The organism is Polaribacter staleyi, from assembly GCF_038024045.1.
GTDB lineage: Bacteria > Bacteroidota > Bacteroidia > Flavobacteriales > Flavobacteriaceae > Polaribacter > Polaribacter butkevichii.
Window position 1 is genome coordinate 3,376,844 of sequence record NZ_CP150665.1, and the last position, 14,137, is coordinate 3,390,980.

15 protein-coding genes and 1 tRNA gene are annotated in these 14,137 nt (G+C 30.2%); 6 read left to right on the forward strand and 10 right to left on the reverse strand.

Annotated features, from left to right (window positions below; genetic code table 11):
- Positions 1–214: 214 nt before the first annotated feature.
- Complete coding sequence (locus tag WHD07_RS13955) at positions 215–421, reverse strand: hypothetical protein (RefSeq protein WP_343328897.1); 207 nt, start codon at positions 419–421, stop codon at positions 215–217.
- A gap of 217 nt (positions 422–638) precedes the next feature.
- On the opposite strand from WHD07_RS13955, the gene WHD07_RS13960 reads away from it, so the two are divergent.
- On the forward strand, positions 639–1,025 hold the full coding sequence (locus WHD07_RS13960; protein ID WP_343328898.1) for a nucleoside triphosphate pyrophosphohydrolase family protein: 387 nt from the start codon (positions 639–641) through the stop codon (positions 1,023–1,025).
- 4 nt (positions 1,026–1,029) lie between these two features.
- On the opposite strand, the gene WHD07_RS13965 is transcribed toward WHD07_RS13960, so the two are convergent.
- The 3 genes from WHD07_RS13965 to WHD07_RS13975 form a co-directional block, all read right to left on the reverse strand.
- Entirely contained in the window at positions 1,030–1,512 is a 483-nt protein-coding gene (locus WHD07_RS13965; protein WP_105047503.1) for an ABC transporter ATPase, read from the reverse strand.
- 91 nt (positions 1,513–1,603) lie between these two features.
- Complete coding sequence (locus WHD07_RS13970) at positions 1,604–2,215, reverse strand: thioredoxin family protein (protein WP_343328899.1); 612 nt, start codon at positions 2,213–2,215, stop codon at positions 1,604–1,606.
- Positions 2,216–2,337: 122 nt separating this feature from the next.
- Positions 2,338–3,288, reverse strand: coding sequence for an NAD-dependent epimerase/dehydratase family protein (locus tag WHD07_RS13975; protein WP_343328900.1), 951 nt, complete (start codon positions 3,286–3,288; stop codon positions 2,338–2,340).
- A gap of 179 nt (positions 3,289–3,467) precedes the next feature.
- Between WHD07_RS13975 and WHD07_RS13980 the strand changes: the two genes are divergently transcribed.
- Positions 3,468–4,112, forward strand: coding sequence for a hypothetical protein (locus WHD07_RS13980; RefSeq protein ID WP_343328901.1), 645 nt, complete (start codon positions 3,468–3,470; stop codon positions 4,110–4,112).
- 2 nt (positions 4,113–4,114) lie between these two features.
- Positions 4,115–4,636, forward strand: coding sequence for a nuclear transport factor 2 family protein (locus tag WHD07_RS13985; RefSeq protein WP_343328902.1), 522 nt, complete (start codon positions 4,115–4,117; stop codon positions 4,634–4,636).
- 174 nt (positions 4,637–4,810) lie between these two features.
- Here the strand turns inward: WHD07_RS13985 and WHD07_RS13990 are convergent, their stop codons facing one another.
- From WHD07_RS13990 to WHD07_RS14010, 5 genes are all read right to left on the reverse strand, one after another.
- Positions 4,811–5,284: a regulatory protein RecX gene (locus WHD07_RS13990; protein WP_245893450.1), complete on the reverse strand. Its 474-nt coding sequence runs from the start codon at positions 5,282–5,284 to the stop codon at positions 4,811–4,813.
- A gap of 74 nt (positions 5,285–5,358) precedes the next feature.
- Entirely contained in the window at positions 5,359–8,892 is a 3,534-nt protein-coding gene (locus tag WHD07_RS13995; RefSeq protein WP_343328903.1) for an efflux RND transporter permease subunit, read from the reverse strand.
- An 11-nt stretch (positions 8,893–8,903) separates the two neighbouring features.
- Complete coding sequence (locus WHD07_RS14000) at positions 8,904–10,076, reverse strand: efflux RND transporter periplasmic adaptor subunit (protein WP_343328904.1); 1,173 nt, start codon at positions 10,074–10,076, stop codon at positions 8,904–8,906.
- Positions 10,077–10,086: 10 nt separating this feature from the next.
- The gene (locus WHD07_RS14005) at positions 10,087–11,430 is read right to left on the reverse strand and encodes a TolC family protein (protein WP_422897641.1); all 1,344 of its coding nucleotides are present in this window, start codon (positions 11,428–11,430) and stop codon (positions 10,087–10,089) included.
- A 7-nt stretch (positions 11,431–11,437) separates the two neighbouring features.
- Positions 11,438–12,037 carry a TetR/AcrR family transcriptional regulator gene (locus WHD07_RS14010; RefSeq protein ID WP_105047512.1) on the reverse strand — a complete coding sequence of 200 codons (600 nt, stop codon included), beginning with the start codon at positions 12,035–12,037 and terminating at the stop codon, positions 11,438–11,440.
- Positions 12,038–12,164: 127 nt separating this feature from the next.
- Here WHD07_RS14010 and WHD07_RS14015 point away from each other — a divergent pair, with 127 nt between their 5' ends.
- The 3 genes from WHD07_RS14015 to WHD07_RS14025 all read left to right on the forward strand — a co-directional run bounded on the left by WHD07_RS14015 (position 12,165) and on the right by WHD07_RS14025 (position 13,561).
- Entirely contained in the window at positions 12,165–13,136 is a 972-nt protein-coding gene (locus tag WHD07_RS14015; RefSeq protein ID WP_343328906.1) for a polyprenyl synthetase family protein, read from the forward strand.
- Between the two features lie 62 nt (positions 13,137–13,198).
- Positions 13,199–13,272 (forward strand) — tRNA-Ile (locus WHD07_RS14020).
- A 97-nt stretch (positions 13,273–13,369) separates the two neighbouring features.
- Positions 13,370–13,561 carry a PID-CTERM protein-sorting domain-containing protein gene (locus tag WHD07_RS14025; RefSeq protein WP_343328907.1) on the forward strand — a complete coding sequence of 64 codons (192 nt, stop codon included), beginning with the start codon at positions 13,370–13,372 and terminating at the stop codon, positions 13,559–13,561.
- Here WHD07_RS14025 and WHD07_RS14030 read toward each other — a convergent pair.
- Positions 13,551–14,135, reverse strand: coding sequence for a riboflavin synthase (locus WHD07_RS14030; protein WP_343328908.1), 585 nt, complete (start codon positions 14,133–14,135; stop codon positions 13,551–13,553). The two genes, WHD07_RS14025 and WHD07_RS14030, sit on opposite strands and share 11 nt — an antisense overlap.
- Positions 14,136–14,137 lie beyond the last annotated feature (2 nt).

Here is a 14,137-nt window from a genome sequence, read left to right on the forward strand (position 1 = left end):
AATAAAATAGGAGAAATAATAATAGAAGAGATACGGAATATAATACAAGTGTTTTGTATTTACTTTTATTGGGGGACATCATTCTTGTGGGGGTTAAATGATTATTTATATATTTATAAAAGTAAATAAAAATATTTTAAATTCGGATTATTTTTTTTAAAATGTTAATTTTTTTTTAAAAAGCAATTAAATTATACAACTGTAAGGTGGTGTTTTATTGACCAAATAAGATTCTAATAGCGATAAAGATAGCAATTATAAGACCTCCATAAAGTAGTACTTTTTTGCCTGCACCTTTATAATAACGTTCATGATTTTTAATATCTTTTCTGTAGCTGTAAACCATTAAAGCAATAAAAGAAATGATAAAGAAAATCATAAAAATAATTCTTCCTGTTGTAAAATATGCACCTAAAAACATCCTTTAAATTTTTTATAAGTTTTGATTTAATAGCAGAAAAGAAGCTTTTATTTTATCAGAAAGTTTCTATATATTGTCTAACTAAAATAACTTAATTTTTATTTGACAAAATTACAAATTAAAAGAAGAACAACATCGTTTTTGCACTAACTTCTAGTATTGGTAAATTATAAATCTTTAGTTAAAAAACAAATAAATACAAACACCTCTATAAATAATGAAGAATAAAATAGCAGCAGTAACTGAATTTCACACCGCTTTTAAATTAAACATGAATCAAGAACCAATTGTTAATATTGGAAAAGATAGAAAAAAACTTCGCTTTGATTTAATGAAAGAAGAAAATGAAGAATATTTAGAAGCTGCAGAAAATAACGATTTGGTGGAGGTGGCAGATGCCTTAGGTGATATGTTGTATATTTTATGTGGTACTATTATAGAGCACGGTATGCAAGATAAAATAGAAGAAGTCTTTAATGAAATACAACGCAGTAATATGAGTAAATTAGGTGAAGATGGTAAACCTATTTACAGAGAAGATGGCAAAGTATTAAAGGGACCTAATTATTTTAAACCTAATATTGCAGAAATTTTAGAAAAGTAAAATTTTATAAGTATCTGTTGTACCAGCTTTCTTCAATAGGGATTTCCCAATTGTTTTCAAAGTCTACTTTTGTGGTAATTAAATTATCAAAAATGATGCTTTTTGCTGTTACAGCTTTGTTTTTAAGTAGCTTTTTAAAGTCTTTTAGTTCTTTATATTGTACAAATTCTCCTTGTTTAAAACAAGCATTCATTTTGTCTAATAATTCTACTTCGTATTCTTGTTGTAGCCCTAAAATAAAAGAAACAGATGCGTCAATATCTGCATTTGATAAAGTAGAATTTTCATCATCAGCAAAAAGAACAATAAATCTGTTGTATAGAAATTTGTAGGACGCTTTAAAATTTTCGTCATCAGATTTCCAGCTTTCAATAAAGGTTTTTACTTTATTTTCTATTCCTTCAATTTCATTAGGATAAAATTTTCTGCTAGAAGGGTACACCCAAACTTTAGCATCTTCAGTAATTATGGAATAATCTACAAACATTTTTATATAATTTTCGATGCAAATATACAGAAAAGAAAAACCGCAAATCAATTTATTAATTTGCGGTTTTAAAACTATTTTTGATTTTTAATTAGAGTTCTGTTGCAAAAGACTTTTTAAAAAGTTTTATAAAGTCATCTTGTACGCTTTGTCCTTTGTTTTTATTATACCAAACTTGTAGATCTTGTTTAAAATCAGCGTCTAATGCACCGTGTTTTGCTTTGTAATCGGCCACCATTTGTGTGGCAACAGTTGGTCTTGGCCCCCAAGTATCAATTACGTTATGCTCTTTATCTAAAGCAATTAATTTAGGAATTGCTTTACCGCCATTGGTTAAAAATAAGTTCATTAAATCTTCGTTATCATCTCTTAAAACCAATTTTAAATCAATTAGTTTGTTTGCTTCTGCAATTTTAGCAATTACAGGTAGGTTTTGTGCAGCATCTCCACACCATCCTTCAGCAATAACCAACCATGTTTGTGGTTCTTTTACTTCTTGTATTTCTGCAATTGTGTTCTCAGAAATTTTTATGGTTTTATCTAGTCGTTTCATTCTTCTGTCGTTTAACATACTATAATTTGTTAAATCTTCAGATTGATTATGACCTGTAGCTTTTCCTTCTGCTAATAAATTGCTTACTAAAGCTCTAAATTCTTGATATGATAATGCGTTTTCTAAACTTTTTTTAATAATATTTTTCATCTCCTAATATTTTATGCAAAGGTATTTGTATTGATTAAATTATACTGCAACCTTTGTTACAAAGTACGTGACTTTTTAATCATTTATATAGACGAAAAAATAGAGGCACCTTACAAATTATTTTAAAGTAGTTCTTTTTGTAAGTTGGTAAGAATATCTTTTGTCATTGTAGATAAATTAAATTTGTGCTGCCAATTCCAATCGGCTCTTGCTTCAGAATCATCTATAGATGCTGGCCAACTATCTGCAATTTGCTGTCTAAAATCTGGTTGATAAGAAATTTTAAATTCAGGAATGTGTTTTTTTATTTCTGATGCAATTTCTTCTGGTGTAAAACTCATAGCCGCTAAATTATAACCCGTTCTATTTTTTATATTTTTAGCATCCGTTTGCATTAATTGTATGGTTGCATTAACAGCATCCTCCATATACATCATTGGTAGGCGTGTGTTTTTAGCTAAAAAACATTGGTAAGATCCTTTTTCTATAGCGTTAAAATAAATGTCTACTGCATAATCTGTTGTTCCTCCACCAGGTTTAGAGTTCCAAGAAATAATACCCGGATAACGTAAACTTCTAACATCTACACCAAATTTTTCGTGGTAATAATTACACCAAAATTCGCCACTAACTTTACTAATTCCGTAAACTGTAGAAGGCTGCATTACTGTATTTTGTGGTGTGTTGATTTTTGGTGTATTCGGTCCAAAAACGGCAATAGAACTTGGCCAATATACTTGTTTAATATGTTTTTCTTTAGCTAAATCTAAAACAGCTAATAATGAGTTCATATTTAAGTCCCATGCTTTTTGTGGGTTTTGTTCTGCAGTTGCAGATAACATGGCAGCTAATAAATAAACCTGGGTAACTTTGTGTTGTTTTATGGTTGCAAGTATTGTTTCTTTGTCAGTAGCATCAATAATTTCAAATGGACCAGAAGTCATCATTTTTTTATTGCCTTCTCTAATGTCAGAAGCAATTACATTATTGTTGCCATATAAAAGGCGGAGTTTCTGTGTCAATTCATTTCCTATTTGACCACTAGCTCCTAAAACCAAAATTATTTCACTCATACCTATAAATGTGATTTTAATAATAACAAAGGTACTTAATTTTGTTATTCGTAAAATAAATTACTTAAAATAATTATTTAATAATTTAAACTCCATAAATAGCCCTGTTGTTACAATTTTCTTAAATAGACAATAGATGCTCTTAAAATGTGTATTTTTACAACTTATTATATATGGTCGTGAAACAATTAATATACTTATTACTGTTTGTGTTTTTATTTTCTTGCGGAAATGATAAGAAAGAAACGATTAAAACAGTTCAAGAAATACCTAAGCTCAGTATTGCAAAACAACATGTTGCTTTGGTAAATGTAAAACCTACTTATAAAAAAGAAGTAGAAAATTGGCAAGAATTAAAATCGGTAAACTCGTTTATAAAAAAATTCGAAAAAGTTTCACCTAATGAGGCTTTAAGTAATGCTTTAGAATTAAGAGATTTGGTTGTAAGCTTAAAAGATAGTGTAAAACCTGCACTTTTTAACAATAAGCCTTTTGAAACAAGAATAAATGTTTTACATAATGAAGTACTTCGTTTGGCTGATTTAACTTTTATACCTGCTATTACATCAGAGGAAGTTAATTTGCAAATAGATAAAACAATAGCTGCTTTTTCATCAGTAAATGAAAAAATAAACAGCATACTAGCTAAAAAGTCTTTTGAAGATGCCATAGATATCGAAATCGATTATATTGGAATAGATTCTACAAAAATAGATAGCATTTCTAAGAAATCTATCAATCTAAAAAGGAAAGAGAACAACTTAAAAAAGAGTGAACTAAATAGCGATTTACTTCATGAAATTAAACCAATAACAAGAGAGTAGAAATGAAAAATATCTTCTTCCTTTTAGTGGTGATTATTTCTTTTTTTGGCTGTAGTCAAACAAAACAAATTACAACAACTCAAAGCATATCAGCCATAAAAACGGATGTAAAAACCTTATTAGATAATTGGCATAAGGCAGCTTCGGATGCAGATTACAAAGGTTATTTTGGTGCAATGGATAGTGTTTCTGTTTTTATAGGGACAGATGCTACAGAAAATTGGAATAAAATGCAATTTGCAAGTTTTAGTAAACCTTTTTTTGACAAAGGTAAAGCTTGGTCTTTTAAACCTCTAGAAAGAAATGTTTACGTAAGTGAGCAAAGAAATTTTGTATGGTTTGATGAATTGTTAGATACTTGGATGGGAACTTGCAGAGGTTCTGGTGTTTTAGAGAAGAAGCAGAATACTTGGAAAATTAAACACTATGTTTTATCTGTAGAAATACCTAATAATAATGTTCAGGCGGTGATTAAAGCAAAGAAAAAAAGTGATTCTATATTTTTAACTAGGTTTAATAAGTAGTATTAGAAGCTATTTCCTGCTTTCGCTACTCGCTTTTTTTAGTTTATTCTCGATACAAATTTTTCATTCTTCAAAATTCACTCGAAATAACCTAAAAAAGAGCTCAAACATGCCGCTCTATCAGGGCTAGATTTGTTTGCTGGCTTTTAGAAATTACTTTAAACCAATAGAATATTAAGAAACTACTTCGGCAACTACTTTAAAAATCAACTCATTTTCAAATCCTTTTCGCATTAAAAAATCAATTAGCTTTTTCTTTCTCTTGTAGTTATCAGTTTCAGAAATTACCTCATTTCTATTCTCTGTAATTCTATAAATAGTTTTTAAATACTCATCTTCGTCAATTTCTTTTAAAGCTGTTTTTATGTTGTATGCAGAAATGTCTCTAAACTTTAATTCTCTAACAATACGTTGTTTTCCCCAAGATTTAATTCTAAATTTTCCACGGGCAAAACTTTTAGCAAAACGTTCTTCATTTAAAAAATTATCTTTCATTAAGCTTAAAAGAATCATTTCTTTAGCCTCCGGAATTAAATTGTATTCATACATTTTTTGCTCCACTTCTTTGTGGCTTCTATCTTGGTAAACGCAGTAGTTTTCTAACTTACGTTTTATTTCATCAACCGTAAAAGACTTCTTTTTTATCATTGGTTTAAAAATACAAAAAGAGATGAAATTATATAAATTTCATCTCTTTTATTATAAAAATATAGGTTTAAAACTTAGATTTGGTTTTTCTCATCGATTCTTTGATCGTTATTAAACACCTCTTCTGTAATTAGTTTTTTAGGAGATATTTTACTCTTTAGCCACATTTTAAATAATGTAATTAAGTAAAATAAAACAGGTACTACAATTAAGGTTAAAAAGGTAGCTATTAATAAACCGTAAATAACGGTCCATGCTAAGGGCCCCCAGAAAGCAACATTGTCTCCTCCAAAATAAATATGAGGGTTGTATTCTGTAAATAAACTAAAGAAGTTTATGTTTAAACCAATAGCTAACGGAATTAAACCTAAAATAGTGGTAATTGCAGTTAATAAAACGGGTCTTAAACGTGCTCCACCAGCTCTTACTATGGCTTCGAACAAGGTTTCTTTGTCTAAATAATCTTCATGATCTAAACCTAATTCTCCTTTTTTTCTGTCAATTAATAATTGTGCATAATCTAAAAGTACAACTCCGTTGTTTACCACAATTCCTGCCAGCGAAATAATTCCCATCATGGTCATCATAATCACAAAAGAACTTCCAGAAATAACAATTCCTCCAAAAACCCCAATAAAGCTTAAGAAAATAGCAATCATTATAATTCCGGGTTTAGAAACCGAATTAAATTGAAAAATTAAAATAAAGAAAATTAATGCCAAACCTGTAAAAAATGCACCCACTAAGAATAACATTTGTTTGTTTTGTTCTTCAATTTGACCTGTATAATCAATTTTAATTCCTTTTGGTAAATTCTTAAAATCTTTCATCTCATTTTGAATTTTACCAACTACGGCTGCAGCATCTGTTTCTCCTGGAGCTAATGCAGAATAAACAGTAACTACTCTTTTAATGTCTTTGTGTTTAATAGCACTAAATCCAGAATTGTTTTTTTGTGTTGCTACGGTAGAAACCGGAATTTCTTTTATTTTACCAGAAGCCATGTCTCTAAAGATAATGTTCTGATTAAATAATGCGCTTGTGTTATATCTGTCTGCTTTATTAAAACGAACATAAATATCATAATCGTCTCCATCTTCTTTATAAACACCTGCTTTGTTTCCAAAAATAGAAGCTCTTAATTGAGAGCCAACTTGACCTGTAGAAACGCCTAACTCACCGGCTTTTTTTCTATCCACTAAAACTTCCATTCCTGGTTTGTCTCTGTTTACATCAATCTTTAATTCATCTATACCAGCAATACTTTTTGTGTTGATAAAATCTCGCATTCTTTGAGCTGTATGAATTAACTCTGCGTAATCATCACCTTCAATTTCAATATTTATAGGAGATCCAACAGGTGGTCCATTTGCATCTTTTTCTACAGAAATTAAAACTCCAGGATAAATACCAACCAAAGCAGTTTGTAATTTCTGACGCATTAATTCACTATCTAAACCTCTTCTATATTTGTATTCTCTCATAGAAGCCGTTACTTTTCCTTTGTGTGGCATTTCTGCCGCAGAACCTCCATCTGTTTGAGGGTTTCCTGCGCCTTCACCAACCTGAGAAACTAAACTTTCTACCATAAAGTTATAGTCGCCATCCATATATTCATCACTATATAAAACGGTTTCTACTTTTGCTTCAATTAGTTTGGTAATCTCATTTGTTTTTTGAATATCTGTTCCTTCAGGATATTCTATATAAACAATAATTTGATTTGGTTTATTATCCGGGAAAAATTCTACTTTGGTTCTTTGTGTTTTTAAAGACCATCCGAAGGCCATAAAAGAAGCGAATAATAAAATGGTGGTTCCAATTACTAAAAAGTAAGGTCTTTTACCTGTTAAGGCTTTTCTTAAACTGTTTTCGTACCAACCTTCTAATATTGGTAATACTTTGTTTTGAAAACTATTAGCCCATCCTCTTAAAAATAAACGATATACCCAAAGCATAATTGCGGTAAAAATCATTAAAGAACCAAGCGCACTGTATGTGCCTCCTATTAGTAAAACTATAATTCCTACAAAAGTCATTATACCTGTAAGAATGGCTATTTTTTTAATTGGCATATCTACATCTTCTACACTCATAAATTGAGAAACCAATACAGAGTTAAAGAATATTGCTACTAATAATGATGAACCTAAAACGGTAGATAAAGTAATTGGTAATAACACCATAAAATCTCCCATAACCCCAGGCCAAAGACCAAGCGGAATAAAAGCAGCAACAGTGGTTGCGGTAGAAATAATAATAGGATATGCAATTTCGCTAATCCCTTTTTTGGCAGCTTCAATTCTGCCCATTCCTTCTTCATCCATTAAACGATATACGTTTTCTACCACTACAATTCCGTTGTCTACCAGCATTCCTAGTCCCATAATTAACCCAAAAAGAATCATGGTATTCATGGTGTAGCCTAATAAGTTTAAGATCATTAAAGACATAAACATAGACATTGGTATTGCAAACCCAACAAATACAGCGTTTTTAAATCCTAAGAAAAACATTAAGACAGTAACTACTAAGATTACTCCAAAAATAATATTGTTTACTAAATCATCTACTTGTCCAATGGTTTTAGAAGATTGATCGTTGGTAATTGTTACTTTTAAATCTTTTGGAAAATAATTTTCAATAGCTTCGGCAACAATTACTTGAATTTGTTCTGATGCCGCTACCATGTTTTTACCCGCTCTTTTTTTAACATCGAGCATAACAACCTCTTTACCTCTTTCTCTGGCAAAAGTAGTTTTGTCTTTGTCTTTAAAAGCAACAGTGGCTACGTCTTTTAAATAAATAGGATTGTTAAATTCAGATTTTATTACAAAATCTTCTAAAGCAGCAGGTTTTTCAATTTCACCAATAATTCTAACCGTTCTTCTTTGTCCGCTTGTAATAAAATTACCGGCAGACATGGTTACGTTTCCGTTGCTAATGGCAGAAGTAATATCATTAAAACTAACTTTTGCAGCCATCATTTTATAGATATCTACGGCAACTTCAACTTCTTTTTCTTGAGCACCACGAATATCAACTTTTTTAATTTCGGCTAAATCTTCTATTTCATCTTGTAAATATTCACCAAATTCCTTTAGTTTATACACAGGATAATCACCAGAAATATTAATGTTTAAAATGGCAATTTCTTCCGATAAACTTAAATCAAAAACATTAGGTTCTATTTTAGCTCCGTTAAAAGTAGGCCAATCTTCACTAGCTGTTTCTGTAGCTATTTCGTCTTTAATTTTTTGTTTAGCAAGTTCTACTGAAATGTTTTCATCAAACTCAACAACCACCATCGAGTAGTCTTCTTGAGACGTTGAAGTAACTTCTACAACATTACTTATAGTTTTCACTTCATCCTCTAGAGGGTCTGTAATTAATTTTTCTATATCTTCTGCGGTGTTTCCTGGGTAAATAGTACTAATGTATATTTTAGTTTCCTTAACCTCCGGAAAATTTTCTCGGGCCATGCTTAAATAAGCTGTAATTCCGTAGAAAAATAGCACAGCCATTAATACGTAAATGGTTGTTTTATTATGAATTGCCCAAGCAGATAACTTAAATTCTTTATCTACTTGTTTTTTTTGTTTTGTCATCTCTAGTGTTTTTATTTATTGATAACTTTTACAGTCTGTCCGTTGTTTACACTACGTGCACCTTCTTTAATAATTTCTGAACCAACGGTTAAGTTTTCTAATACTTCAATAAAATTTCCTTGTGTTTTTCCTGTCTTAATAACTACTCTTTCTGCGATTGCTTCGTTATCAGAATTTTTATCTTTGATTGCATACACAAATTGTTCTCCATTAGCGTTTTCAGAAATAATACTTTGCGGTATTAAAATAGCTTTAGCATCTGTATAATCATTAATTTGAAGTTTAGCGGTTAAATTTGGTTTTACATTTCCGCTTTTATTAGCAACCGGAACTTCAATTTTAAAAGATCTATTATTAGGGTTGATAAAACTACCAACTTGTCTAATAGAGCTATTTAAGCTTGTGCCAAGTACTGGGAATTCTATTTTTACTTCTTTATTTTTTTGAATACTTGTAATGTATCTTTCTGGTACTTCTGCCTCTACATACATGTTGTTGAGGTTTACGATTCTAAAAACTTCAGATCCTTGACCAGGAGCAATAACAGTTCCTGTTTCTTTTATGACATCATCTATAACGCCAGAAAATGGCGCTCTAATAGATGATTTAGATTGTTGACTTTTAAGTTGTTTTAAAGAGTTTCTTTGAGCTTCGTAATTTGTTTTTGCTTGAAGAAACTGAATTTCTGAACCTATTTTCTGCTCCCACAAACTTTTTTGACGCTCAAAAGTAGTTTTTGCCAATTGTGTAGTTGCTTCTAATTGTGCTACTTGATTGCCTAAACCTCCATCATCTATTGTTGCTAATAATTGTCCTTTAGAAACTTTTTGTCCTTCTTTAACATAAACTGTTTTTAAAATACCTGCCATTTCTGGGTAAATTAAAATGTTTTGTTTTGTTTTTACATTTCCTTGAATTTCTAAATAATGGTTAAAAATTTCTTCTTTTACCTTTATTGTAGTAATTAAAGGAAGTTTTTTTATGGTGTCTTTTTTAGAAATAGCCTCGTTTATAGCTTCTAAATCTGTATTTATAGCTTCTATTTCTGCTGTAATTTCTTTCTTTTTAGCGGTTAATTCTTTTAAATTGCCTGTAGCAACTAAATCTGCCACGGAAGTTGTTTTTTCCTCTCCACAAGAAATTAAAACAAGTGTTATTACTAATAATGAATATATTTTTCTCATCGTTTGGTTATTATTTAATTGGTAGGTTTAATGCGTTTTCTAATGTTGCTTTTTTAGCAATAACATCTAACATAGATTGAATGTAGTTTTGTTGTTGCGTGTATAATTGGTTCTGAGCTTGTAGTAAATCGAAACTAGAAGAAATTCCTTCAAAGAACTTAATACGTTGTTTTTTTTCTATTCTTTCTGCTAAACCAACGTTTTTCTTTGCTGTTGCATAGTTTTCTATAGTTAATTGGTAGTCGCTTTTTGCTGTTTCAGCCAATAAATTTAAACGTTGTTTGGTTTCTTCTAATCTAATATCTGCTGTTTCTAAAGCTATTTTTGCTTGTGCTGTTCTAGAACTTCTTTGTAAACTACTAAAAATAGGGATGTTTAAACTAACACCAAGTAAAGAAGAATTAAACCAGTTTTGTTCTTTTTTAAAGAATGAAAAATCACTTGAGTAGGCTTGTGCTCCGTAGTTTACATAAGCGGATAAAGTTGGTAACGCTTTGCTTTTTTCTAACTTTACAAGTAATCGTTTAGACTCTCTGTCGTTTTCTGCAATTTTAAAGTCTATATGGTCATTTACATTAAATTCATCAGCAATTAAGCCTAAGTTAATGTTTTTCTCCGCTAAAGAATCTAAGTTGTCTGTTAGTATAAGTTTTGTTTCAATAGGGCTACCCAAAGAAAGATTTAACATTTTATAAGCAATGTCTTTCATTCTTATAACGCTATTTAGTTGACTTTTTAGATTTCCTAATGTAATTTCTAACTGTTCAACATCTTCCTCTTCGTTAAATCCATTTTCATAGATTTTTTTAGCATCGTGTAGGTTCTTTTCTAAAATTTTAATATTTCCATTAAAAATTAAGATACTATTTTCTGCCACTAATACATTTCCGTAGGCGTTAATAACAGCTTCTCTGGTTAAGAGTTCTGTTTTTTCATTTGCTTGTTTAGAAATTTTTAAATAGGTTTTAGAGGCTTGTAACCCAACTAAATAAGAGCCGTCAAATAATAACTGTTTTAATGTTACAGAGGCGCTTGTGTTTTGTTTAGGGCTAAAAGTTACTGGTTCAAAAGTACCTGGAGTTCCGCCAACTAATTCTGCCGGCAACAAAGAAACTTGTTGTTTTAACCAATTGGTATAATCGATGGTTCCGCTAATTTGAGGTAAACCAGTTGCGGTTGTTTCCCAAACTTTTTTGCTTGCAGATGTAATATCATTTTTAGATGCTTTTGTGTTGTAGCTATTTTTAAGAGCAAAGTTTATCGCTTCATTTAGCGATAATTCCATTGTTTTTTCTTGAGCGTTGGTTATCAAGAAAAAGCAAGTGCTTATACATGCTAGAATTAAGTTTTTCATGTGGTTATTATTTCAGTTTTAATTGGTTTTCTAATTGTTGTATTCCTTTTTCTGTACAAATTCCTCGTAAATGGTATTCTAAATAGTAGTTCATTAATGTATTCATAGAGTATTTTGTTAATGGAAACAAATCTTTATCTTTTATACCTATCATTCCGTTAAAGTAAATTCTAGAAATAAACTCTAAATCTATAGTATCTCTATATAGTTTATTTTCAATCCCTTTTTTTAAGTTTTCTATTACGCAATCTTGCATCACGTGAAACTGTTTCTGTTTTAAGGAAGCGTATATTTTAGGGTAATACTTTTGAAGTTGATACTGAGGTGAAGATTTTTCGTCCTTTAAATTCTCTAAAATTAATCTTTTTATAGAAAAAAGTTCGTTAATAGGGTTTAGGTTTAACTCGCAAATACCATCAATACCACAACAAATACTATTAAATATATGCAAAGCAACAGCGTCTATAAGTTCTGTTTTATTCTTAAAGTACTTGTAAATGGTTTTTTTTGATACACCTAAAGAACTGGCAATTTCATCCATAGTAACACTCTTAAAGCCTAGGTTTAAGAAGAGTTCGTTCGATTTTTCTAATATTTTGTCTCTCATAATTCGAGTGCAAATGTACGAACGGAAACTTTAGAAACCAAATAAGTTTCCAAAGTTTTAATTATTTTTTAACATTGGAATTATAAAGTAAAATTTCTTTACGTTATTTTTACAAAAAATTACAGATTTGGACATTTTACATTATCAGAAAGATTTTATTAACTATTTAGAATCTAAAAAGTGGGTTAATGAACCTAAAAATCTATACGAACCTATAGATTATATTATAAAATTAGGGGGTAAGAGAATGCGACCTGTTTTAACACTTATGGCCGCAGATATTTTTTCTGGAACTTACGAGAAAGCAATGCCAGCGGCTTTGGCAGTTGAGGTTTTTCATAATTTCACTTTAATTCATGATGATATTATGGATGATGCTCCTCTTAGAAGGGGTAAAGTTACTGTTCATGAAAAATGGGATATTAATACGGGTATTCTTTCGGGAGACGCAATGTTAATTTTAGCATATCAATATTTTGAAAACTACGAACCTGTTGTTTTTCAGAAATTGGCAAAGTTATTTAGTAAAACGGCTTTAGAGGTCTGTGATGGGCAGCAATTAGATGTAGATTTTGAAACTAGAAATGATGTAACTATAGATGAATATATTAATATGATTCGGTTAAAAACATCTGTATTGGTTGCTGCTGCATTAAAGATGGGGGCAATTGTGGCAGAAACTAGTGATGAAAATGCAAATTTAATTTATGAATTTGGTTTAAATTTAGGGATTGCGTTTCAATTACAAGATGATTATTTAGATACTTTTGGAGATCCCAAAACTTTTGGAAAGCAAATAGGTGGAGATATTATAGAGAATAAGAAAACGTATTTGTATTTAAAATCATTAGAGGTTGCGGAGGAAGAAGATAGAGGTAAATTGCATCTACTTTATAATCAAAAATCAAAAGATAATTCGGTTAAAATTAGTGAAGTAACTCAAATTTTTGAACAAAGTAATATTCCAGCTTTGATAAAGGAACAAATTAAAGTTTATACAGAGAAATCTTTTAAAACTTTAGCGGCTATGAATGTCTCAGAAGAAAGCAAAAAAGGGCTAAAAAATTTCGGACTTTGGCTAATGAATAGATCTGTGTAAATTTTTTTCAAAAAAAATATAAATTATTCAAAATAAGTATTACATTTGCAGCCAAATTAGTCGGTCCCATAGCTCAGTTGGTTAGAGCATCTGACTCATAATCAGAGGGTCCTTGGTTCGAGCCCAAGTGGGACCACTTTAGTTTTTTTTATTGCTTTTGTTATTAAAAGTTTTTTATATTTGTTAAATGATAAGACTATTAATAATAAAATTTTAATCTGGGGGGATATAGAATGAAAAACAAAAGATATTTTGCGTTATTTATAATGCTAGTAATTACGGGTATAATTGTTGGACAGGGAGCTGCACCTGCACCTTCGGAACCTCCAGTGCCGTATCCACCTGGGTTTCCTATTGATGGAGGTCTAGTTTTTTTAATCGTTTCTGGTGTTTTGTACGGGGTGAAAAAGAAGATTAAGAATTAGTTAATCTACTAACGTATTTTCCAATAACATCAAATTCTAAATTAACACAATCATTAAGTTTAAGAAATTTAAAGTTTGTGTTTTCTTTTGTATACGGAATAATCGCAACGCTAAACTCATTTTGCTTAGAATTTACAACTGTTAAACTTACTCCGTTTACAGTAATAGAGCCTTTTTCTATTGTAATGTTTTTGTTTGATGAGTCATACTCGAAAGTGTAAACCGTGCTTCCGTTTTCATTTTTAATAGCTGTGCAAGTAGCTGTTTGGTCTACATGACCTTGTACAATATGACCATCTAAACGGTCTCCTAATTTCATTCCGCGTTCTAAATTCACTAGATCTTTTTCAACTAAATTGCCAATACTAGTTTTATTTAAAGTTTCTTTAATAGCGGTAACAGTGTAAGTGTTGTTGTCTATTGCAACAACGGTTAAACAAACGCCATTGTGCGCAACGCTTTGATCTATTTTTAATTCATTTGTAAAATTACTACTTATAGTTAAATGAATATTATCTTGTTCTTTGGTGATGTTTGTAATTGTGCCAAGTGTTTCTATTATTCCGGTAAACATAT